The sequence below is a fragment of the Alcaligenes sp. YSL9 genome, from assembly GCF_030515105.1.
Taxonomy (GTDB): domain Bacteria; phylum Pseudomonadota; class Gammaproteobacteria; order Burkholderiales; family Burkholderiaceae_B; genus Alcaligenes; species Alcaligenes phenolicus.
In genome coordinates, this window is the sequence record NZ_JALXJU010000001.1 from 142,807 (window position 1) to 162,818 (window position 20,012).

The 20,012-nt window shown below is 55.5% G+C and carries 19 protein-coding genes and 1 riboswitch; of the genes, 10 read left to right on the top strand and 9 right to left on the bottom strand.

Translation table 11 applies throughout. The features are described 5' to 3' along the window. The first annotated feature begins 16 nt into the window (after positions 1-16). The 8 genes from dctP (M2Q46_RS00650) to M2Q46_RS00685 all read left to right on the top strand — a co-directional run bounded on the left by dctP (M2Q46_RS00650) (position 17) and on the right by M2Q46_RS00685 (position 9,018). The gene (gene dctP / locus M2Q46_RS00650) at positions 17-1,048 is read left to right on the top strand and encodes a TRAP transporter substrate-binding protein DctP (RefSeq protein WP_302356279.1); all 1,032 of its coding nucleotides are present in this window, start codon (positions 17-19) and stop codon (positions 1,046-1,048) included. Positions 1,049-1,066: 18 nt separating this feature from the next. After that, entirely contained in the window at positions 1,067-1,606 is a 540-nt protein-coding gene (locus M2Q46_RS00655) for a TRAP transporter small permease (RefSeq protein WP_060186940.1), read from the top strand. Then, complete coding sequence (locus M2Q46_RS00660; RefSeq protein ID WP_302356281.1) at positions 1,603-2,883, top strand: TRAP transporter large permease; 1,281 nt, start codon at positions 1,603-1,605, stop codon at positions 2,881-2,883. Before M2Q46_RS00655 ends, M2Q46_RS00660 begins: the two co-directional genes overlap by 4 nt. Before the next feature lie 125 nt (positions 2,884-3,008). Next, positions 3,009-3,353: a zinc ribbon domain-containing protein YjdM gene (locus M2Q46_RS00665; RefSeq protein ID WP_035269161.1), complete on the top strand. Its 345-nt coding sequence runs from the start codon at positions 3,009-3,011 to the stop codon at positions 3,351-3,353. A gap of 196 nt (positions 3,354-3,549) precedes the next feature. Then, a complete protein-coding gene (locus M2Q46_RS00670) occupies positions 3,550-4,044 on the top strand; it encodes an RNA polymerase sigma factor (RefSeq protein ID WP_302356283.1) in 495 nt (164 codons plus the stop codon). After that, positions 4,041-4,985 (top strand): FecR domain-containing protein, encoded by a 945-nt coding sequence (locus M2Q46_RS00675; RefSeq protein ID WP_302356285.1) that lies wholly within the window; start codon positions 4,041-4,043, stop codon positions 4,983-4,985. The genes M2Q46_RS00670 and M2Q46_RS00675 overlap by 4 nt, the downstream gene beginning before the upstream one ends. Before the next feature lie 101 nt (positions 4,986-5,086). Further along, entirely contained in the window at positions 5,087-7,804 is a 2,718-nt protein-coding gene (locus tag M2Q46_RS00680; protein ID WP_302356287.1) for a TonB-dependent receptor, read from the top strand. Positions 7,805-7,995: 191 nt separating this feature from the next. After that, positions 7,996-9,018: a cytochrome-c peroxidase gene (locus M2Q46_RS00685; RefSeq protein WP_302356289.1), complete on the top strand. Its 1,023-nt coding sequence runs from the start codon at positions 7,996-7,998 to the stop codon at positions 9,016-9,018. Positions 9,019-9,110: 92 nt separating this feature from the next. Here the strand turns inward: M2Q46_RS00685 and dctP (M2Q46_RS00690) are convergent, their stop codons facing one another. The 4 genes from dctP (M2Q46_RS00690) to M2Q46_RS00705 all read right to left on the bottom strand — a co-directional run bounded on the left by dctP (M2Q46_RS00690) (position 9,111) and on the right by M2Q46_RS00705 (position 13,830). Then, positions 9,111-10,208, bottom strand: a complete 1,098-nt coding sequence (dctP, locus tag M2Q46_RS00690; RefSeq protein WP_026484510.1) for a TRAP transporter substrate-binding protein DctP — start codon at positions 10,206-10,208, stop codon at positions 9,111-9,113. Between the two features lie 18 nt (positions 10,209-10,226). Beyond that, positions 10,227-11,549 (bottom strand): TRAP transporter large permease subunit, encoded by a 1,323-nt coding sequence (locus M2Q46_RS00695; RefSeq protein WP_083053847.1) that lies wholly within the window; start codon positions 11,547-11,549, stop codon positions 10,227-10,229. Continuing rightward, positions 11,539-12,039: a TRAP transporter small permease subunit gene (locus M2Q46_RS00700; RefSeq protein WP_226349297.1), complete on the bottom strand. Its 501-nt coding sequence runs from the start codon at positions 12,037-12,039 to the stop codon at positions 11,539-11,541. The genes M2Q46_RS00695 and M2Q46_RS00700 overlap by 11 nt, the downstream gene beginning before the upstream one ends. A 384-nt stretch (positions 12,040-12,423) precedes the next feature. Next, positions 12,424-13,830, bottom strand: coding sequence for an amino acid permease (locus M2Q46_RS00705; protein WP_302356294.1), 1,407 nt, complete (start codon positions 13,828-13,830; stop codon positions 12,424-12,426). Between the two features lie 378 nt (positions 13,831-14,208). Continuing rightward, positions 14,209-14,298: riboswitch (glycine riboswitch) on the bottom strand. A 290-nt stretch (positions 14,299-14,588) separates the two neighbouring features. Between M2Q46_RS00705 and M2Q46_RS00710 the strand changes: the two genes are divergently transcribed. Continuing rightward, complete coding sequence (locus M2Q46_RS00710) at positions 14,589-15,533, top strand: rhodanese-like domain-containing protein (RefSeq protein ID WP_060186948.1); 945 nt, start codon at positions 14,589-14,591, stop codon at positions 15,531-15,533. Between the two features lie 63 nt (positions 15,534-15,596). Here the strand turns inward: M2Q46_RS00710 and M2Q46_RS00715 are convergent, their stop codons facing one another. From M2Q46_RS00715 to aqpZ, 5 genes are all read right to left on the bottom strand, one after another. Next, positions 15,597-16,013: a DoxX family protein gene (locus tag M2Q46_RS00715; protein ID WP_302356296.1), complete on the bottom strand. Its 417-nt coding sequence runs from the start codon at positions 16,011-16,013 to the stop codon at positions 15,597-15,599. 25 nt (positions 16,014-16,038) lie between these two features. Next, a complete protein-coding gene (locus tag M2Q46_RS00720; RefSeq protein ID WP_302356298.1) occupies positions 16,039-16,914 on the bottom strand; it encodes a DMT family transporter in 876 nt (291 codons plus the stop codon). A 145-nt stretch (positions 16,915-17,059) separates the two neighbouring features. Then, positions 17,060-17,998, bottom strand: a complete 939-nt coding sequence (locus M2Q46_RS00725; protein WP_115635005.1) for a LysR substrate-binding domain-containing protein — start codon at positions 17,996-17,998, stop codon at positions 17,060-17,062. 4 nt (positions 17,999-18,002) lie between these two features. Next, positions 18,003-18,422: a lysozyme inhibitor LprI family protein gene (locus M2Q46_RS00730; RefSeq protein WP_081055479.1), complete on the bottom strand. Its 420-nt coding sequence runs from the start codon at positions 18,420-18,422 to the stop codon at positions 18,003-18,005. 246 nt (positions 18,423-18,668) lie between these two features. Continuing rightward, positions 18,669-19,367, bottom strand: coding sequence for an aquaporin Z (aqpZ, locus tag M2Q46_RS00735; RefSeq protein WP_088452448.1), 699 nt, complete (start codon positions 19,365-19,367; stop codon positions 18,669-18,671). Between the two features lie 243 nt (positions 19,368-19,610). Between aqpZ and M2Q46_RS00740 the strand changes: the two genes are divergently transcribed. Then, positions 19,611-19,976, top strand: coding sequence for a DUF4440 domain-containing protein (locus tag M2Q46_RS00740; protein WP_137431330.1), 366 nt, complete (start codon positions 19,611-19,613; stop codon positions 19,974-19,976). The last annotated feature ends 36 nt before the right edge of the window (positions 19,977-20,012 follow it).

Consider the following 20,012-nt stretch of genomic DNA (forward strand, 5'->3'; position numbering starts at 1 on the left):
CACCAGGAAAAAAACCATGTCTTCACATCGCATCTCTCCTTTGCGTTGCGCGGGGCTGTTCGCCTTTGCCCTGACGCTTGCGCCTGCTGCTCATGCAGCGGATAAATTCCGGATCTCTCTGGATACCAACCCCAACCACGTTCGCAATAAAGGCGTGGAAGTTTTTGTGGCCGAGCTGCAAAAAAGAGTAGGGGACCAGTTGGCGGTTGAGGTCTACCCCAGCGCCCAGCTGTTCCGTGACCGTGATGTGCCTAAGGCCCTGCGCCAAGGCGCGATTGAAATGGGTTTGCCCGGCACTTGGCAACTGGAAGGTAGTGAACCTAGCGCCGCGGTTACCGCTCTGCCCATGTTCTACGGCGTGGACCCGGAGATCACCCATCGCCTGATGGATGACAAGCTGGGAGCCTTGGTCAACCAGAAAATTGAAGACCGCTTGAAGGTGAAAGTCTTGGGTAACTGGGCGGATGCCGGCTCCATCCATTTCTACACCACAGGTAAAGAAGTCCGTTCCTACGACCAGCTGCAAGGCATGAAAATCCAGTATTCGGGTGGCACGACCTTCTCGGCCCGTATCGAAGCGCTGGGCGGTGTGCCGGTGATGATTCCTTTCTCCGACTTGCCCATGGCCATGAGCCAAGGCGCCATCGACGCCATTGCCAGCAGTCGCGAGGGTGTGCGTACCGCCAAGCTGTGGGACTCGGGTCTGAAGTACAGCTTTGATGACTACCAGATGATGGCGCAATACGTGCCCCTGGTCAGTGAGCGCTTCTGGAAAAAGCAAAGTCCCGACGTTCAGGCTGCGATTACCGAAGCCTGGCAAATTGCGGTGAAACAGCAGCGCGATATGGTCAAGCAAGTCGAGCTGGACGCGGCCAAGACCTTGCAGGAAAACGGGATTCAGGCATTCAGCCCAGACGAAGCCGCTCGTACTGAAGCACGCAAGAAGTTGAGCCAGTCTCAGGACGCTTTGGTCAAAGCCATGAAAATTGATGTTGAAGCCGAGCAACTGGCCAAACAGGAACTCCAAGCAGCAAACGTGGAATTCTAAAAACGTAAAGGCGTGAGCATGTCCAATACCTGTACCAATAAGGACACGCCAGCCTTGGGGGAGGCCACGCCTCCCTCTGCGCTGCAGCGAGTCGAAGATGTGATCGTAGGTTTACTGGGACTACTGGCTGTACTGGTCTGTTTGTATAACGTCATCCTGCGCAACACCAGCAGCAGTCACGCCATCACGGCCAGTGATGAAATTCAGGTGTATCTGATTATCTGGGCCGTGTTCTTGTCCCTGGGCGTAATCACGGCGCAAGGGCGGCACATCAAGGCCGATATTGTGCTGAATTACTTGTCACCCGGCTTGAAGCACAAGGCGTTCCTATTCTCCTATGTGCTGGGCCTGCTGTTTTCCATGTTGATGAGCTATCTTGGTGTGCAGATCACCATGGAGGCCTATGAGTTCGGTGACGTGTCCTCGACCAGCTTGCGCTTTCCGTTGTGGATTTACACGGCAGCCTTGCCGGTAGGCATGAGCCTGATGAGCCTGCGCTATCTGCTCCTCTTGTTCCGCTGCCTGCGCACGCCGGCAGGCCAGGAGAGGCAATCATGATCGGGATTGTGTTTCTGGGTTTTCTGGCCTTGCTGGCTATCGGCGCCCCTATCTTTTTGGCGCTGGGTACGACGGGTGTGGTGCTGTTCTATCAGGACGATGCCTTGCTGTCTTTTGCCCAACGGCTAATTGATGAACTGAACTCTGTACCTCTATTGGCTGTTCCATACTTCGTCATTGCCGCCACCTTCATGGAGCGCGGGGGGATTGCACGAGCTTTGGTCGATGCGGCCCAGGCCTGGGTGGGGCAGATTCGTGGGGGAGTGGGTCTGGTCGGGATTACCGCTTGTGCCTTGTTTGCCACCATGTGCGGATCGTCGGTGGCCACGGCCATTGCCATGGGCACCATCCTGATTCCTGCCATGCTGCGTAGTGGCTACTCCGGTGGTTTTGCTTCTGGTGTGGTGGCATCGGCGGGGACTTTGGGCATTCTGATTCCACCGTCCCTGGCCTTTGTGATTTATGGTGTGCTGGCGGATGTGTCGATTCCTCGCCTGTTCCTGGCAGGTGTCATTCCGGCGATTTTGCAGATTGTGATGATCTCGGGCTACATCATCTGGTTCAGCCGCAAAAATAATTACGCCATTGATAGCAGTGCCATTCCACGAAGCGAGAAGCTGCACAAAACCTTGCTGGCTTTGCCGACCTTGCTAATCCCTTTGATTGTTCTGGGTGGCTTGTACGGTGGTTTCATGACGCTGTCCGAGTCCGCTGCGGTCTCGGCGGTCGTGGCTTACTTTCTGGCGCTGTTTGTCTACAAAGGCATTACCGTCAAAGAGACTTTTGCGGTGCTGGCGGTGGGGGTGCGTAACGCCTCGGTGATCATGATTATTGTGGCGGTGGCTTTGCCGTTCGGTCACTGGATTACCGAAAGCGGTTTGGGTGCCAAGCTGGTGGGGCAACTGCACGACTGGGATATCAAGGGCTGGCAGTTCCTGCTGTTTCTGAACCTGGTTCTGCTGTTCCTGGGCATGTTCCTGGAAGTGCTGTCGGTCTTGATGATCATGATGCCGCTGGTGCTGCCTTTGCTGGAGCCGCTGCAAATCGACCCTATTCACTTTGGTGTGCTGGTGGTGGTGAACATGGAAATTGCGCTGCTTAGTCCGCCATTAGGTTTGAATTTGTTTGTGGTGTCGGACATAGGCAAAGTGCCTTTGTCGCAGGTGATACGCGGCACGACACCGTTCTTCCTGATCCTTTTGGTGTTGCTGGGTATGGTCACGTACATTCCCATTCTGTCCACCTGGCTACCAGAGTTGCTGATGCCTACGATGTAATTCAGCGCCCATCACAGGCCCTGCCTAAACAGCAGGGCCTGTGCGTTTTTGGTCTTCCTGATGCAAAGGGCTAAACTGGCCGCACTTCTGGTGCAGCAGCACCCAGCTTTTTACAGGAAAAAAATATGAGCACACCGCTTCCCTGTCCTCAGTGCACCTTGGAAAATACCTACCATGACACGGAGCAATGGGTATGTGCCGATTGCGGCTATGAATGGCAAGACGTGGACCCGGCTGCCGAATCAGATACCGATGACGATGAACTGATCGTTAAAGACAGCAACGGTAACTTGCTGGCCGCGGGTGACGATGTGATTCTGATCCGCGACTTGAAGGTCAAAGGCTCCAGCACCTTGAAGAAAGGTGCCAAGGCCAAAGGCATACGTCTGGTTCGTGGTGACCACGAAGTCGATTGCAAGATTGATGGCATCAGCTACTTGTTGAAGGCCATGTATTTGAAGAAAGCCTAAGTACCCAAACTTGGTTTTTTTGCAGGCGCAGCGTATAGACACGCTGCGCTTTTTTTATGTCTGCAGACAGAATAAGGCATCCAGGCGACAGCAACTATCAGCTAGCGTATTGGTGGCAGGTAGTAGCAAACAAGGCGCTGGACGTGTATATAATAATGAGAATGATTATTAATTAGATATTAACCTGATTGTCTCTATGTCCAAGCTGACGGCGGCGTTCCTGACCCATTACCCGGATTTGATCCGCTATCTGCGCAGGCGTACTCACTGCTCTGAACTGGCGCAAGATTGCGCGCATGACACCTGGCTGCGTTTGCTGGAGAAGGGCAAGCAGGTCACGGCAGACAACCACCGGGCTTATGTGTTCAGAGTGGCTGCCAATATTTTGGCGGACTGGTATCGGCGTCAAACACGTGAGCAGGCTGCTTTCGATGGCTACGCCTTGAATGTCGCCCATCACCATGCCCCGGATACGTATGAGGAAGTGCTGGCCAAGGAAACCTTGCAGCGTCTGGAGCAGGCCTTGATGGCCCAGTCCCAGCGCAGTGTGCGGATTTTCATGATGCATCGCTGTGAAGAGATGAGCTACGCGCAGATCGCCCAGAAGTTGTCAGTGTCCGAGAGCACGATTGAGAAACACATGATGCGCATTTTGCTGGTGGCGCACCAAGTCTTTAATTCCGCAGCATGAACGCGCAGCCAGATTCGGCCTGGAGCCGAGTAGATGAAGACGCCGCCCGCTGGGTGGTGCGCAAAGAAGGCACCAAGCTGGAGCCGGACGCCCTGGCCCAGTTCGACGCCTGGTATGAAGCCGATCCGTTGCATGCCCAAACCTACGATGCCTTGGCAGCCAGTTGGCGGAGGCTGGATCAGGTTTCGGTGTTGCCTATCGCCCGTAAAAAGAGAAAGTCACGCGTCAAAACCCTGGCCAGTGCCTGTGTCTTGATGGGCGTCTCTTTTTACGCCTGGCAGATGTTTGAGCTGCAAGGCTCAATCCGCAGCGGGGTGGAGATCACTCAGTTGAGTTTGCCTGATGGCTCGGTGGCGATTCTGGATGCACAGACTCGTGTGCGTCTGAATTTTGAAAATGGCCAACGACAAGTCAGCGTGGAGTCGGGGCGTGCCTTCTTCCAGGTGGTGCCTGCTTCGCCCCAGACAGGTCCGTTCACCGTGCAGGCCGGTCCGGCACAAGCGACGGCTTTGGGAACGCGCTACGAGGTCAGCCTTATAGATCAGATCAGCGCCGTGGCGGTATACGAACATACCGTGCAGGTGCAGTGCCAGTCTTGCGAGAGCTCGCAGCCAGTAATCTTGCAGCCGGGAGACAGTGCCACGGTAGCGGGCGGGCAACTGCGGGCGCAGTTGGCTCAGCCTGCAACGTCCACGCATGCGGAAGCGGCGCCTGCCTGGGTGAACGGCTTGCTGAGCTTTGATGATGTCAGTTTGAAAGAAGTTGCCCGTCAGTTGGGGGAATACACCCATCGAGTGATCTGGATTGGCAGCGAGCAGGCGGGCTCAATGCGAGTGTCCGGTGTGGTGCAAGCGGCTCGCCCAGCCGCTGCCCTGAACTTGCTGACCTCGGGCCAAGGCTTGCAAATCAAGGAGTTACCAGGACTTATAGTTATTTACTAATGATAATTATTAACAATTAAAAAATACGATGGCAATCAGGGGTGAGGGGAGAGGGGTAGCACAGCGTCCTGAGGGTAGTTGTTTACATAGGATGCTCAATCATGAAGTGCGCTTTGCAGGACACGCCGTCTCTTTTTGCCTTGCGCAGGCAAGCTCGCCCCGGCGTGACAACCAAGTCTCTTTCTTCTTCCCAAGGCTCGCGCTTCAAGCAGGGGCAACTGGCTTTCTTGATGGCCAGTGTTCTGTTCGTGATGCAGCCCATGCCGGCACACGCTGCCGGGCCTATTGTGCTGGATATGGCCTCTCAGCCTTTGGCGGATGCACTTTTGCAAATTGGCCGTCTGGCCCAGGTGGAAATTGCGTTTTCACCGGGACAGGTTCGGGAAAAGCGAGCCGTGGCCTTGCAGGGCGAACTGACGGTTGAGCAGGCCTTGGATACCTTGCTGACCCCTTGGGGGCTGGCGGCCAGAGCCCAGGGCGATCAGCGCTACACGATTGTGACGGCTCCCGTTGCCAAAGGTTTGTCCGTGCTGGAGCCCGTCCGTGTACAAGGCCAGCGTGTTGGTGAACGCAACTATACCCGCGAGGAACTGGATCAACGTGCTGCAGGTAACCGTGATCTGTCCAGCCTTCTGGCCGATAACCCGGCCGTGCGTCAGAACGAGGCCGCGAAAACCAGTGCCAACCGTGGTTCTCTGGCGCTGGAAGATATCAGCTTCTACGGGGCCAGCCCGTTCCAGAATCAGTTCCAGATTGATGGCATCAGCTCCACCAATCAGATTGATCCAGCCAGTCGTAACTTGAATTTGCAGGTGGGCAATGTGCCTGCCTACGCCCAGGCCTACAACCTGGACACGAATATGCTGGAAAGCGTGACGGTGCTCGATAGCAGCATTCCCGTGGAATACGGCCGCTTCACTGGGGGCGTGGTCGATGCCAAGGTGCGTGATCCCAAGGGCGATAACAGCTTCCGCGCGGACTTCAGCTACAACTCCTCGGGTTTGACGTCACAGACTGTACCTGAAGAGCAAAAGAAAAAGTTCGGGGCGGGTGAGCCCGGTTTCACCCCAGCCTGGACCAAGCGTTTTTCGTCCGCCATGCTGGATGTGGGCATTACGGACAATACTGCGGCCTTGATCAATGTGTCCCGGCGTGAGTCCAGCATTGATCGCACCATGCGCGTACTGCACGAGAAGGAGTTCACCGATGTGAATACCAACTCCAAAGACCGTGTCGATAATGTGTTCGCCAAAGTCCATACCCGTTGGAGCGCCAGCACGGACTCCGCCTTGACCTTCAAGTACGCGGATCGACGCGAGGATCTGGTCGATTCCGGCATGATGGCCAATCGTGTTCAGTGGCAGCATCAACAAAAAGCCTATGGTCTGGGCTTTGACCTGAACCATGATTTTGGCTGGGGGCAGGGGCGCTTGCAGCTGGGTTACGACCAGATGAACAGCTACCGTAATTCCGACGGCACGGAATATATGGTCAATATGGTGTTTCTGCCCAATGGCCGCCCCGACTACACCTATATCAGCGGTGGTTTCGGGCAGGAGTCTACCGAGCAACGCAATCTGACCATGAAGACCCGACTGGAGTTCAAGCCGTTTCAGACCGGGGCAATCGAACATACGCCCTACGTAGGTTTTGAGCTGGCCCATACCAAGGGAGAATTTGTCCGAGATCGGGATGCCTATGGGGGGCAGAAACGCCATTACAGCGATGGGCAGCCCAGCAAGGTTCAGGTCTTGAATTATTACCGCGCTGGAGAGGTGGGCGTCAGCTATACCAATGCGTCCGTTTATGTATCGGACCGCATGTCCTGGCAGCGTCTAGCCCTGACAACAGGCTTGCGCATGGACAAAGACAACTACTTTGGCAATACCAATCTGGCCCCCCGTACCTTGCTGGAATGGGATGTGCTGGGAACGGGTGAAACCCGTCTGTCGGGTGGCTGGTCGCGCTATTACGGCATGGATATTCTTGGAATTGCCATGCGCGAGCGCAAGAGCCAACTGCACACCTTGCTGGTGACGGGCGGCAATCCGGTAGACCGTCCTTCGCATACGGCCTACAAGCTGGATGGCCTGAAAACCCCGTATGACGACGAGTGGGCCTTGCGTTTGCAGCAACAGCTGACGAACAAAGTGGCCGCCGAACTGGCCTATGTGCGCCGCTATGGCCGTCAACAAGTCTCTATCGAAGGGCTGGCGAAGACAGGCTACACCTACACCAATAATGGCAAGTCCAAAACCGATGCCTTTACCTTGAGTCTGATGAACACGGCCCCTTGGACCTTGGGCGAGAGCTTGTGGACGGGGCGTGTGGATGTGACCTATCAGCACAGCAAGCGTAATAACAAGTTGGCCGACGGTTATGACGGTGAAGCCGAGGCACAGGAGGAAAACATCTATTACAACGGCGACCTGATACGCCGTGGTGATCGTCCAGTGGGGGACTACAACCTGCCATGGCGAGTCAGCGCTGGCGTAACCGGCATGTGGGCGCGGTATGGCTTGCAGATGAACAACCGGATTAATTGGAACAGCGCTCGCATGGATGTGCACTATGTGGGTCTGAATCGGGGCGATGGCTTGGAGAAGTACGAGTCCGGTCGGGTCGGTTCTTATTGGACCTGGGATATGCGTCTGGATTGGGAACCGGCCATGCTTAAAGGTCTGGGCCTGGGGCTGGATGTGCTGAACGTGCTGGACAAGCAAGCGCCAGTGGTGGTCTCGACACCGACCTCCGTGCTGAACCCTAACCTATATCGCACAGGACGAGAGTTGTGGCTGCGCGCTTCCTATCGGTATTAACAGGAGGACGAGCGGGCGCAAGCTTGCTGATGGCGGCACTGGCAACAGTGCTGTCAGGGGCAACCTGCGCGGCGGGGGGAGTGGAGACAGGAGTGGACCAGCAGCTTGGCTCAGGTTTAGCTTCTGCTCCTGTGGCCACTACGGGGCTTTCCGCGTCGGAGACAACAGAACAATCCTGTGGAGCTAAGGACATGCTTGAGGCCAGGTGTCTACGCGCCCTTTATAAAAATGTCCCCGCTCAATGGCCAGCGCCCACCATTGATCCGGGGCAGTCCTGGCAAGAATGGGGGCCTGTGCCTGGGCCGGGCTCCAGCGCCCAGTCCGAGGCGGCAGAGGATGCCAAGAACAGGCAGATCGTCTCCTTGGGGGCACGCCTGTTTTTTGACAAGCAGCTGTCCCGTAAAAAGCAGATCTCCTGTGCCTCCTGTCATCAGCCCGACAAGTCCTTTACCGATGGCAAGGCATCAGCCGTAGGGGAGGATGGCTTGATGGGAAAACGCCGTACTCCCCCCTTGTTTGCTGCGCCTTTTGCTAAAGATCTGTTCTGGGATGGCCGTGCTCGAACCTTGCAGGAGCAAGTTGTCGGCCCCATAGAAAACCCGGTAGAAATGAACCATGCCTTGAGTGACTTGATCCCACGTTTGCAGGAGTCGGAAGACTATAGACAGGCATTTCAACAAGCCTTTGGCGCATCCTCATCCAATCCCATCGACGCCGAGCGACTGGCCCGTGCCTTGGCCGCCTATGTAGTTACCATTCGCCCGGCAGCAACGCGCTTTGATGATTTTATCGCCGGAGATACGGCTGCCTTGAATGATCAGGAACTGATCGGCCTGCACTTGTTTCGTACCAAGGCACGCTGCATGAATTGCCATAACGGCCCCATGCTGACAGACAACGGTTTTCACAATATCGGTCTGTCTTTTTATGGGCGTCGCTTGCAGGATCTGGGACGATTTGAATGGACCCGAGACCCTGCGGATCTGGGGCTGTTCCGAACACCCAGCCTGCGCAATGTTGCCAAGGCAGGTCCCTGGATGCATAACGGTTTGTTCCCCAGCCTGGATGGCTTGTTGCGTATGTATGACGTGGCAATGGGGCCGGACCCCAAAGAAACCGGGCTTTTGGTGCCGCGTAAATCGGAACGGATACAGGTCTTGAACTTGAGCGATGAGGAACTTCAGGCTTTGCTGGCCTTTCTGCAGGTCCTGTAGCGATCAAAGCGATTCAGACTTGATTGCGGGGCGCATAAAAAAGCGATAGTGGCGGACCACTATCGCTTTCAAGCTCACTGGAGGAGGGCGTTTTATTTCAGGCAGGCTTTGATTTTCTCCAGATCCGGGCCATCAATCGGACGTCCCAGATTGAAGGGCATGGAGGTTTCGCGCCAGTCCTTGTAGTCGTGCAGATACTCCATCTGGCTGGCATATACCTTGGCCGCATCAGGGTTGCTGCAGGCCATGGAAATCATCACCTCGTTGGTGACTTGCTGAATAGTCTTCAGGCTTTCATCGTCCATGCGGTGGATTTCCACGCCAGCTTTCTGGAAGGTGCGCAGACCTTCCGTCGCTTTTTTCTCTGTAAAAGCAATGGACCACATCATGGTGGCGTCGGCGGCAATTTGCAGTTTTTCCTTGGCCGAATCACTGAGTGCATCCCAGGCGGTTTTATTGATCATGACGCCAAACACGGAAGCGGACTGGTGCCAACCCGGCGTGGTCCAGTGCTTGGTGACCTGATGGAGACCGGCAGAAACGTCCACGTTCGGAGTGGAGAACTCGGCTCCCTCGATCACGCCACGCTCAAGCGATTGATACAGTTCCTGACCCGCCATGGATACCTGGGTGCCACCAATTTTTTCAAGCACCTTGCCTTGTTCCAGACCAGACAGACGCAGGCGCTTGCCCTTGATTTCTTCCAGGTTGCGAATCGGCACATTGGTATGGAAGCCGGATTCGTTATTGGTGATGGCGTAGGGGAGGTAAACCATGCCGTACTTGCCGTAGATCTCGTTATAAAGCTCGGCGCCACCCCATTCCTTGATCCAGTTTGCGTAGTCAACCGCGTTGAACAGGCTGGAGTGTGTTCCTAAAGGGGAGAAAGCGGGGTTGCGGCCTGCCCAGTAGCCCGGCCAGTCGGCTCCGGCTTGTATGGTGCCGGACTCCACCGCGCTGAAGACCTCGCCGGTTGGAACCAGTGCGCCGCCTTCAAAGAATTCGATCTTCAACTCATCACCGACCAGCTTGTTGGCCAGCTCTACCCATTTCTTGTCCAGTTCGACCAGCTCGATCGAAGCGGGCCAGGTACTGGTCATGGTCCACTTCTGTGCCGCCTGGCTCAGGCTGGTCATGCCCAGCAGGGCAAAACCCGTCAAGGCGAAGAGTGCCTTCTTTGTCAGTTTCATGGTGTCTCCTTGTTTTATTTAAGTTCCGTACAGGACAGTGGGTAGCCAAGTGGCCAGGCCAGGGAAAATGGCCAGCAAGATGCACATCAAAATAATCAGGCCAATGAATGGAATGACCCCGGTAATGATCTCCATGGTTTTGACGGATTTGGGCGTAATGGCCCGCAAATAAAACAGTGCATAACCAAAGGGAGGGGTCAGGAAAGAGGTCTGCAAAACAACGGCGACCAGAATCACAAACCACAGCAGGCTGATGCCCATCTCTTGCACAATGGGCAACAGAATCGGGAAGGAAAGCAGGACAATACCGGTCCAGTCCAGAAAGCAGCCCAGCACAAAAATAATCAGCAGCATGACTACAATAAGCAGCCAGGGCTGCATATCCAGGCCACGCATCAGGTCTTGTGCGGCGCCCAAACCGCCGGTGATATTAAAGACGCCGGTAAAGGCGGTGGCACCCACCACGATAAATAAGATCATGGAGGAAGTACGGCCCGTTTCGTAAAGCGCATTCAGGAAAATGGACCATTTGAACTTGCCCCGGAAAATAACGATCAGCAGGGACAGCAATACCCCAATGGCCGAGGCTTCCGTGGCCGTTGCAATACCGGCCAGCATGGAGCCCAGAATGCCCAGAATAAGAAAGATGGGTGGCACGGCTTCCACCAGCAGCATGCGGATCAGGGCGGGCTTGGAGATCTTTTCATCAGGCTCCACCGAGGGGGCACGTTCCGGGTGACGCCATGCAACAAACACGACCCAGACGGCATACAGCAGGCCCAGCAGGACACCCGGTATCAATGCGCCGGCGAACAATTCACCGATGGACAGGGGAGAGTAGCTGGCCATCAGGATCAACATGATGGACGGTGGAATCAGAATGCCCAGACAGCCGGAGGCCGCAATAACACCGGTGGTCAGCTTGGGGCAGTAGCCGTAGCGCAGCATGGGGCGCAAGGCCATCATGCCGGTGACGGTAATGGAGGCGCCAATAATGCCGGTGGTCGCCGCCAGAAGGATGGAGATGAACACCACGGCCAGTGCCAGTCCGCCACGAACGCGGGACATGAGCAGGCGCAAGGCTTCGAACATCTTGTCAGTCACTTCCGAGTCGGACAGGAAGCGCGCCATCAGGATGAATAAAGGAATGGCGATCAGGGTGTAGTTGTCCAGGACATCGCCGTAAATGCGGTTGACGACAATGCCCAGAACCATGGGCTTGCCAGCCACCAGTGCGCCGATGACGGCGGTACTACCCAGAACAAAGGCCAAGGGATGGCCCATGAAGAGCCCAAGCAGGAGCAGGCCACCCATGACAAGTGCAATCAGTTCAGGCGTCATGGTGAGCGGCTTCCTTCTGGGTCAACAAACGAATAACTTCAGCAATGCCCTGGAGCAGCAAAAGCGCGGCGGCCAGGGCCATGGACATCTTCAAGGGGTAGACGGGCAACTGTACTGCGCCGTACGTGGTTTCGCCTTGCGCCAGCGAGCGCATGGCGAAGTCGTAGCTGCGTGTCAGAAATACCCAGGCAAAAGGGAAGAAGAAAATCAGATAACCCGCAATCTCGGTCCATTTGCGAACGGTGGGGGAAAAGCGGTTGATCAGCAAATCCACCCGGACATGGGCCTGATGTTTAAGTGCGTAGGCGCCCAGCATCAGAAAGTAGAACCCATATAGCTGCTTGGTGACGTCAAAAGTCCAGCGAGTGGGCTGATTCATCACATAGCGCATGAACACTTCGTAAATAATAATGGCGGAGAAAATGATGGCAATAAAGGAAATGAGCTTTCCTATCCATTCATTGATTGAGTCGATTAGACGCAAAACCATGCTTGTCCCTTTTGTACGTTTTTATTGGCCACACACCGGGTTTAGTCTATGAGTAAGCTCTAAAGCGCCACAACTTGGGTTTACCCTTACGTAAACTTGAGTTTAATAATTAAGGGTAATAAGGCGTAAATAAGGGTGATTTTCTTGGGAAATCGTGCTGGGCCTGAAGGTGAAAGCCAGACTTTCGGGGCGACAATGAGCATGAAAAAAGCCACCCGTTTGGGTGGCTTTTTGCAATCGGGCTCCAGCCTCGTTCCAGTTCTGCTGCCCAAGGACAGCGAGTTGGAGTGTTGCCAGTGTATGCCAGCCAGGTTTTGTAGAACGAGGCCAGACCCGATTGCTGCAACACGGTTCTTGGTAGAACCGTGTTGTGTCCATCACAACTTAGCGTACGCTTTGCGCCGCCAGGCCCAGGGCCAGATCCTGCTTCATGCGTTTCTTGTAGAAAGGCAGGCAGATGAACAAGGCCAGGAACCAGAATGGCGTAGCCATCAGGCCGATCAGGGTTTCTTCTTCCTGGCTGAACAGGTACAGCGCAAAGGCAAAGAACGCCAGGGTCAGGTAGCACATGGGAATCGCAAAGGGCATTTTGTAGCTCGATGCGGCATGGGCCTCAGGACGAATGCGACGGTACTTCAGGTAGGTGATCAGAATCACGGCCCAGACAAAGATAAAGCAGATGCTGGCCACGGTGGTCACAATGGTGAACACACGCATTACGTCGCCTTCTGCGTAAAGCAGGAACAGGCTGGACAGCAAAAGGGCGCAAGAATAGATCAGACCATTACGGGGAGTGCCGTTACGCGACAACTGGCTGAATGCCTCTGGAGCCAGCTTGTTCTTGGACAGACCGTACAACATGCGACCAGTCGAGAACATGCCGCTGTTGGCGGACGACAGGGCCGAGGTCAGCACCACAAAGTTGATGATGGCTGCTGCTGCACCCACGCCAATCAGCAAGAACATGTTTACAAACGGGCTCTTGTTGGGCGCCACAATGTCCCAGGGGGTGACGGTCATGATGGCAGTCAGGGCCAGCACGTAGAACACAATCACGCGAACGGGAATCTTGTTGATGGCTTTGGGCAGGTTCTTGGCAGGGTCGGCTGTTTCAGCCGAGGCCGTACCCACCAGCTCAATGCCCACGAAGGCAAAGATGGCGATCTGGAAGGCCGCAAAGAAACCATGCAAGCCATTGGGGAACATGCCGCCGCGATCCCACAAGTGGGTCAGGCTGGCTTTTTCGCCGGTCGGGCCGACAAAGCCGGTGAACAGCAGGTAAGCACCCACGCCAATCAGAGCCACAATGGCGATGATCTTGACCAGGGCAAACCAGAACTCCAGCTCGCCAAACAATTTGGCCGACAGCAAGTTAAAGATCAGCAGGAAGGCAATGCATGCCAGGCCGGGTAACCAGAGCGGAATGTCCGGCCACCAGAATTGGGTATAGCCGGTAATGGCGACAATATCTGCAATACCAATCACCACCCAGCAGAACCAATAACTCCAGCCCAGAAAGTAGCCCATGGTGGGGCCGAGAATATCGGCGGAGAAATCCACGAAAGATTTGTATTCCAGGTTATGCAGGAGCAATTCCCCCATCGCCCGCATAACAAAGAATAAAAAGAACCCAATGATCATGTAGGTAAACAAGACCGAGGGTCCGGCCAGGCTAATGGTGCGGCCTGATCCCATAAATAGCCCTGTACCGATAGCGCCTCCAATTGCTATCAGTTGCAGGTGCCGGTTTTTCAACGAGCGCTGCAGTCCAGATGAATGTTGCTGAGACACACTGTTCTCCTAATTTTTTTTCGTTCAAATGCGTAATTATGACTGTGCTGCGAGAAAACAAAGGGCACAACCCGTCCTCAAGGACGGTTTTCTTGATGCCGATCTAAATAAGCTGAGGAGCGCACAGCAGTCCTCCTTGTTCTGACGACATGAAATGTCAAAACAGACCTGTGTGCGATTAAAAATGGGAATAGGGATGTGGTATGCCAGGCGGCCAGAAAAGGCGCCTGACTATCTGCTCATAAATAGGCTCCGGACGAATAGGTGAACACAGGCCATATGGCCTCTGTACCCCCTCTGTCCGTTTACCTGAGAGCTTATCCATCGGTTCGCGATGGTCCCCTTCGGTGGGCACGGGTGTGCCTCTCTCCAGATGGTCAAAGGTTCAGGATTCTTTTGCCTGAGAGATTCCGGGGTCGTTGCTCCGTCGGCGCTTCATCAAAGTGAAGACTCTCACCTGAACCGTTATTGACGCCGCTATTGTATAGACAGGTAAAAAGCGATGACTACTAGCGTTAACCTGTAGGCTTTTAATGAGAATAGTTCTTGTTTGTTGAGCGGTTTTGTGGCTGCAGAGCCAGCCTCGGGGATAGTGCAGGGGCGTGATGAAAGTAGCGGCGTCGAGTCTGGCCAGATGCCCTTGAAAGGGACCGTGTTTTTTGCATGGAAGCTATGCCGTAATGCTTTAGCGTTGAAACAGAAATCGGCCGACACCAGCCTACAATATCGGCTGTCTGGCAATTTTTGTACCTCGCAATATGGTCGAATCGATTCTGCAACTTATCGAGCAACACGGTCTGTTGATCGTGTTTTTCAATGTCCTGGTGGAGCAGGCAGGGGCGCCGGTGCCGGCCTATCCGGTGTTGGTGGTAACGGGTGCCTTGCACGAGTCCGGTGGTTACAGCCTGTGGGGCTTGCTGGGTTTTGCCGTGCTGGGCGCGATGATTGCGGATTACGGCTGGTACCTGGCTGGGCGACGCTATGGTGGCAAATTGCTGGCTTTGCTGTGCAAAATTTCACTGTCGCCGGACTCCTGTATTCGGCAGACCGAATCCATTTATATGCGTTGGGGGGCACCGTCCTTGATGGTGGCCAAGTTCATACCCGGCTTTGCTTCCATTGCCAGTGTGTTGGCCGGTACAGTGGGGACGCCCAGAAGAAGCTTCCTGCTTTACGACATCATCGGGGCTACGGTCTGGGCCGGCTCTGCCGTGTTCCTGGGCTCCTTGTTCAGCTCGGCGGTGGATGAGCTGCTGAATGTGCTGATCAGTCTGGGGGTGGTGGGTGGAATCCTGTTGGCGCTGGCTTTGGCGGTATTCATTGCCAGAAAGTGGTGGCAGCGCCATCGCTTCATGAAATCCTTGTGCATGGAGCGTGTCAGCGTGCAAGAGTTGCATCAGATGCTGTCCTCGGACACGCCCCCCACGATTGTGGATGTGCGTTCGACCCTGATGCAGGCGCAAGGACGTATTCCGGGGGCGATCAGTCTGGCTTTGGGTGAGGCCACGCTGAATTTGATTACCGACGGGGAAATTATTGTGTATTGCGATTGCCCCAATGAGGTGTCCGCAGCCTTGGTGTCCAAACGCTTGCTGCAAAGTGGCTATAGTCGGGTGCGCCCTTTGGAAGGCGGATTGGAAGCCTGGCGGGCCGCTGGTTTTGATATACAGCGCGACCCTGATCAGCCCGAACCGGCCCTGTAAAGGAAAACGGCAGACATCAAACCATGTCTGCCGTTTTTGCAAGAAGAACGCTTGAGATCGCGCTTACCGGCGCACCTGCCGGTAAGCATGAGCCAAAGCGGCGGCCACCGCCAGCCCGCCGATCACACTGATATGGTACTGCACCAGAGCTTGTTCCAGAAAGGCTTCCAAGCCCTGCATTTCCCAAAACCGATGTGCCAGGGGAATCGTGGACAAAGTAAAGACACTCAGCATCAGCGCTCCCAACCAGGCCAGGCGACTCGCGCTGATAATCAGCCAGCTGCCCAGCAATTGAACTGTGATAGTCAGCACGGCGAATAAAGCCTGGGGCTCCAGTCCGAAGTGGGCCATTTCCTTTTTTGCAGCGCTGAAGTCCCAAACCTTATTCACACCGCTCCACCAGAAAATGTAGGTCAGGAGCAGAGTAGCCAGTACAAAATACACTCGTGAACGCAGTAATTCTTGTATGACGTGGTTCATGATGCCTCCTCCTTGGGTGGGGCGTTCAGGGCTTGTGGACAGATGCTTCCAGCGTGGAGCGTGCGACGGCCAGTGTTTGCTGGCTCAAGACCAGTCCACCCATGACCAGTGCCACTCCCACCAGTTGCAGCGTGGTGGGCCAGATGCCCTTGATCAGCGCGTCCAGAATAAAAGCGGTCACAGGCACCAGCAGCATGAAGGGGGCAACAGTGACGGCGCTCAGTTGCTTGATGGCACTGAACCACAGCGCGAAGGGACCAGCCGTCAGTACAGTTGCCAGCAGGAACAGGCCCAGCCAATGCACAGGGATAAGCTGGCTTGGAATGTCCTGCGTCAGCAGCACAACCACACTCAGTTCCACACCGGCAATCAAGAGCTGCCAGCCGGTAAAGCCCAGCAAAGGGATAGGTGGCGCACCCCATTTGTTCATCAAGACCCCGCCCGTCGCAATGGACAACATGCTGCCCAAAGCGGCGGCAATGCCGATCAGATCCAGAGTGGCATTGCTGGACAGGACAACCAGCGACACGCCCAGCGCACCCAAGAGAACGGCTCCAATCCGCGTTAGGGCAGGGCGAGCACGCAAAATGCCCCAGGCGATAAAGATGGTGGCCAGTGGTGTCAGCGCCTGGAAGATGGCGGCCACGCCACCGGGCAGACGGGTGGCAGCGATAAAGAACAGGCCAAAGAACAGGCCGGTGTTCAGGGTGCCCAGCACGGCCAGGCGCCCCCACCAGGCACGGGGCGGCAGGCTGCGTACCAATGCCAGCAGGACGATGGCGCCTCCCAAAGCCCGGACAGCAGCCAGGAACAAGGGATTAGGTGGCAACCAGGTCGTGGTCAGAATGTAGGTAAAGCCCCAGAGAATAGCGGCAGTGGCCGCAGCCATTTTGGCGTTCATGTTGATGTACTCCCCATCATGAATAGTGTGATGAAGAGACTATAGGAGTGCAACGATGGCTTGAATAGATAAGAATATGGCCATCAGCGTTCCATAATTAGAACGACTGCTTGGAAGCTGGCTTTGGGTAATTTGCAGCAGGGATTCAGGGGGCGGGCGTATGCAAAATAGTGACGAACTCCTGGCCCAGAAAATCCAGCAGAGCGCGTACCGCAGGCACCAGGCCTCGGCGTGAAGGAAAGACGGCATGTACCACGCCGGAGCGGGGGTTCCAGCCGGGGGCCACATCCACCAGTCTGCCGTCCTGCATGTACGGAGCGATCAGCATGGCCGGCATCTGAACGACGCCAATTCCCTGCAAGGCTGATTGCAGCAAAGTCATGCGGTCGTCGCAGACCAGACGGGGTTGGTAGGGCACTTCCATCAGGGTGTTTTCTGCGGTTTGCAGTTGCCAGGTGGGATTGCGTTGCAGATGCTCGTCGCTCAAGGCGGGCCAGTTCCCTAATTGGTCCAGCTTGGGCAGCCCGCCCATGCGTTCGATCAGGGCCGGGCTGGCAACCAGATACTGTGTACTCTCGCCCAGGACTTTCATCACCAGACCGCTGTCTTCCAAAGGAGGGAAGCGGACGCGCAAGGCCACATCAAAGCCTTCGCGAATCACGTCCACGCGGCGGTTGGTGCTTTCCACTTCCAGCTTGACCTGCGGATAGGCCGCCATATAGCGGGCCAGCAATTCATTGACGCCGTAGTCCAGCAAAGCCAGGGGGCAGCTGATGCGTACTGAGCCTTGCGGCTCGCTGCGATGGCGCTCGATGATGTCCTGAGCGGAGTCGGCCTCCACCAGCATGGCTACACAGCGCTGGTAGTACATCTGGCCAATTTCCGTGACGCTGAAATGGCGGCTGGACCGCTGAATCAGACGCACACCCAGGGATTCTTCCAGAAAGGTGATGCGTCGGCTTAGCTTGGATTTCGGGATGCCCAAAGCCCGTCCGGCCGGTGCAAATCCTCCGTGGTCCACGACCTGTACAAAGTAGTAAAGGTCGTTCAAATCGCGCGTGGATGGGTGTTTGGTGTCGGGCATGTCATTACATGGCCGGTGGAACCGGGCAGCTCATATCGCCTTCTTCGCAGGACAGGTAGGTGTTGAAGTTCTTGATACGGGCCTGGGTCAATTCGTTCCGGCAAGTGGTGATCAGCATGGAGTGAATGCTGCCGCCTTCGGTGTTGATCGCTGCAAAGTCGCATTCTGCGTCCCTGAAGCTGATCCAGGCACGTTGGGCGTTACGCAAGGCTTTGAGGGTGTCGGCATCATCTTTCAGACGATGGCTGATTTCCTTGTAGAGCTTGTTCAGTTCGGCGTCCGAGTTCTTGTACTCGTTGCTAAAGCACTGGTTCATGGCATTTTGATTGCTCATGCTGTCGCAGTCGGCCGCCTGAACGGAAGAGGCGCTTGCCATCAAGCTCAGTCCTAAAGCGATCAGGCCGGTATTCAATGCTTTTTTCATGGGGTTCTCCGGTTTTGTGGGCGTTGATAAACGTATGAGGCTCAGTTGAATCGCCAGATGCAGTGCGTAATGCCCATTTGCTCGGGGCAGGGTGTAAATCCTACTACAAAGGGCGGCAAGCCTGATGCTTTGCCGGGTGATAACAGGGTTCCATAGATAGCATTGAGCCGCATTGTCTTGAATGGGCCATATGCTCGATTCAAGCCAATGCGGCTCAAGGGTCCTGCCAGCAGGAGTTAGCGCAGCTTACTCGTCGTTGGCGTGCAGAAAGCGATACACCAGCGCGCCGATCACCCCACCAACCAAGGGAGCCACCCAGAACAGCCACAGCTGCTCCAAGGCCCAGGTGCCCTGGAAGAAGGCCACGCCAGTAGAACGCGCAGGGTTCACGGAAGTGTTGGTGATAGGGATGCTGATCAGGTGAATCAAAGTCAGTGCCAGACCAATGGCTACGCCTGCCAGGCCAGCGTGACCACGCTTGTGGGTTGCGCCCATGATGATGAACAGGAAGAAGGCGGTCAGCACAATTTCTGCGATCAGGGCTGCGTTGCGGCTGTAGTTGTCGGGCGAGTGCTCGCCAAAGCCGTTGGAGGCAAAACCTGCCACGGGATCAAAGCCGGTTTTGCCGCTGGCGATCAGGTACAGAACACCGCCGGCCAGCAGACCGCCGAGAACCTGGGCAATGATGTAGGGAATGGCATCACGAGCGGGGAAGCGTCCCCCAGCGACCAGGCCCAGCGTGACAGCCGGGTTGATGTGACAACCAGAGATATTGCCGATGGCATAGCACATGGTCAGCAAAGTCAGACCAAAGGCCAGGGCTACCCCGGCAAAACCAATCCCCAGTTCAGGGTAGGCAGCGGCAAAGATCGCACTTCCGCAGCCCCCAAAGACCAGCCAGAAAGTGCCCAGCGTTTCTGCGGTGCATCGTTTTAATAAAGACATGATATTGCCCTGTTAGTCATTTAACACGGCTGGATTCTAGCGATAAGCGGGAAGCGCTAAGTGCTTGAAAGGAAAACAACTGTTAAAAATTTTCCTTTGTTTAGGGTGGTGTTTTTTTATAGTAAATGTGAGAAATATCGGTGGCGTGGCGGCTTGTGTCAGGTGTAGGATTTTGTCTGGTTTATGAAGAATTGTGTTGACGATTCTGACGCTGAACATCACTCCCAATTCCCTCACATCCACATGCCTCACTCCCTTGAATCCTTGATCCTGTCTCTTGAAGAGCGCCTGTTTGAGCGTGCCACTCGTCAGGATGTGGCGGCGCTTGGCGCTTTACTGGCCGACGAGTTTGTAGAGTTCGGAGCCAGAGGCGCGGCGTGGGGTAGAGCAGAAGTGCTAGGCGATCTGCCTGAACAGGATTTTGTGCAGCGCCACCTCAACAACTTCAAGCTGACCATCCTGTCAGAGGATGTCGTCCTGGCGACTTATGTGTGTGAGGTATCAGGTGATGAAAAGCCGCAGCAATCCTTGCGCAGCTCCATCTGGAAGCAGAGTCAGGGGCGTTGGCAGATGGTGTTTCATCAAGGAACCCGCGTTGCCCAGGAATAAAAAAGGGCCGGGATTTGAATGGCCCACCAAAGCTTG